Origin of the sequence: Microbacterium sp. 13-71-7 (genome assembly GCF_002257455.1) — a bacterium.
Classification (GTDB): domain Bacteria; phylum Actinomycetota; class Actinomycetes; order Actinomycetales; family Microbacteriaceae; genus Microbacterium.
Genome location: NZ_NCKN01000390.1, coordinates 1 through 1,940, shown reverse-complemented (window position 1 = coordinate 1,940; position 1,940 = coordinate 1). Strand labels below are relative to the sequence as shown.

Below are 1,940 nucleotides of genomic sequence, written 5' to 3'. Positions count from 1 at the left end.
GACGGCGCCGTCGAACCCTTCCGCGGCGATCGCGGCGACGGCCGCCTCCGCCTGCCGCAGGTCGATGTCCGCGATCATGACCTTCGCGCCCTCGCGGACGAACTTGCGCACGGTGGCCAGGCCGATCCCGCTCGCACCGCCCGTGATCAGGGCTGTCTTGCCTTCCAGACGCATCGCGTCCCGCCTTTCCTGCTCGGCGCGCCGTGCGCGCTCGGTCTCCGAGGCCGTCCCGCGGACGGCGGGCGGGGCGGCACGGTGCCGCCCCGCCCAGGGCGTCAGCCCAGCTTGTCCGACGGGGTCACCGTCGATGCGTTGTCCTTCGTCACCAGCGTCACGCCCACGGTCTCGAAGTTCTTCGAGGGCAGCGTGCGATCCTTCTGGTACGCCTGCACCTTGGTGATGAGCGTGTCGAGGATCGTCGGCCACGGCTGCTCGATCGTGGCCTGCATGTTGCCGCCCGCCTCGATCACCGACAGGGTCTCGCTGAGGGCGTCGACGCCGGAGACCTTCGCGGTCGAGCCCGCCTCCTTCAGCGCCTGGGCGGCGCCGAGCGCGGCGTCGTCCCAGCCCGCCCACACCGCGTCCAGCCCGTTCGGGTGCGCGGACAGGTAGTCGGCCACGAGGCTGAGCGCCTCGGTGCGCCCGGTGGCGGGGTTGGTCACCTTCTGGATCGCGCCGCCCGCGATCGTCGCCCCGGCGGCCGTCAGCGCCTTCTCGGCCAGGCCGGAGCGCAGCCGGATGCCGGGGTGCGGGTCGTGTCCGATGACCATGACGGTCTTGCCCTTGAGGCCGGACGCCGCGGCGTCGAGCGAGCCGACCGTCTTGTCGACGATCTGCTGCTGGTCGGTCGTGATGTTCAGCGCGAACGCGTCGTTCGCCGCGGTCGCGGAGTCCATCGCGAAGATCGGGATCTCCGCATCCTTGGCGGCCGTCACGATGGATCCGATCGACTCGACGTCGGTGTAGCCGTCGAGGATGACGTCGGCTCCCTGGCCGATCGCGCTCTCGACCGCGGGGTTCATCTTCTGGAAGTCGAAGTCGCCCTGGATCATCGTGAGGTCCCAGCCGAGCTCCTTCGCCCGCGCTGTGACCGCCTTGACCCACCAGGCCCCGACCGGTGTCTGGTTGCCGGACGTGAAGGCGATGACCTTGAACGGCTTGCCGTCCGCGCCGCCGCTGCTGCCGGCGCTGGCCTGGCCGCTGCAGCCGCTCAGCACGAGCATCGCCGCTGCCGCGAGGGCCGCGACCGCTGTGATTTTCCTACGCACGTGACTACTCCTTTGTGTGTGGTGCATGGGTGGAGGCTGGGGCGATGGGCACCGCCGCAGCGAGGGAGGGCGCTTCGCTACCTCTCCCGCGTCTTGAGGAACGACAGCGTCACCGCCGCGATGATGATGAGGCCCGTGACGACCTGCTGCACGTACGCGTTGACGCCGAGGATGTTCAGGCCGTTGCTCATCACGCCGATGATCGCGACGCCGATCATCGTGCCGCCGAGGTTCGCCGCCCCCGAGCGGAGCACGGTCATGCCGAGGAAGACCGCCGCGACCGAGAACATCATGTTGTTCCCGCCCTGCTCGGCGCTCGCGCTGCCGAGCCGCGCGGCGAGCAGGATGCCGCCGATCGCCGAGACGAGCCCCGCCATCGTGAAGGCGAGCAGCCGCGCGAATCGCACGTTGACCCCGGAGAGGCGCGCCACCTCGACGTTGCCGCCGATCGCGTGCCAGCGGCGGCCCACGGTCGTGAACCGCAGGGCGCACCAGATCACCAGGGCGATGACGATCGCGGAGTACACCGGAAGCGGGATGTTCAGGAACCGCCCCTGACCGAGCGCGTTGAAGGCGGCCGGCATCCCGAACAGGGTGGTCCCCGCGGTGACCAGATATGCGAGCCCGATCACCGAGGTCATCGTCGCCAGGGTCGCCACGAAGGCCGACAGG

The 1,940-nt window shown here is 70.3% G+C and carries 3 protein-coding genes; all 3 read right to left on the bottom strand.

The annotated features are described in order from the left end of the window. Positions 1–174, bottom strand: a 174-nt coding sequence (locus tag B7X32_RS20650; RefSeq protein ID WP_292724056.1) for an SDR family NAD(P)-dependent oxidoreductase, incomplete at its 3' end; no start/stop codon positions are given. 101 nt (positions 175–275) lie between these two features. Beyond that, on the bottom strand, positions 276–1,268 hold the full coding sequence (locus tag B7X32_RS20645) for a sugar ABC transporter substrate-binding protein (RefSeq protein ID WP_292724053.1): 993 nt from the start codon (positions 1,266–1,268) through the stop codon (positions 276–278). A gap of 77 nt (positions 1,269–1,345) precedes the next feature. Continuing rightward, positions 1,346–1,940, bottom strand: a 595-nt coding sequence (locus tag B7X32_RS20640) for an ABC transporter permease (RefSeq protein WP_292724051.1), incomplete at its 5' end; no start/stop codon positions are given.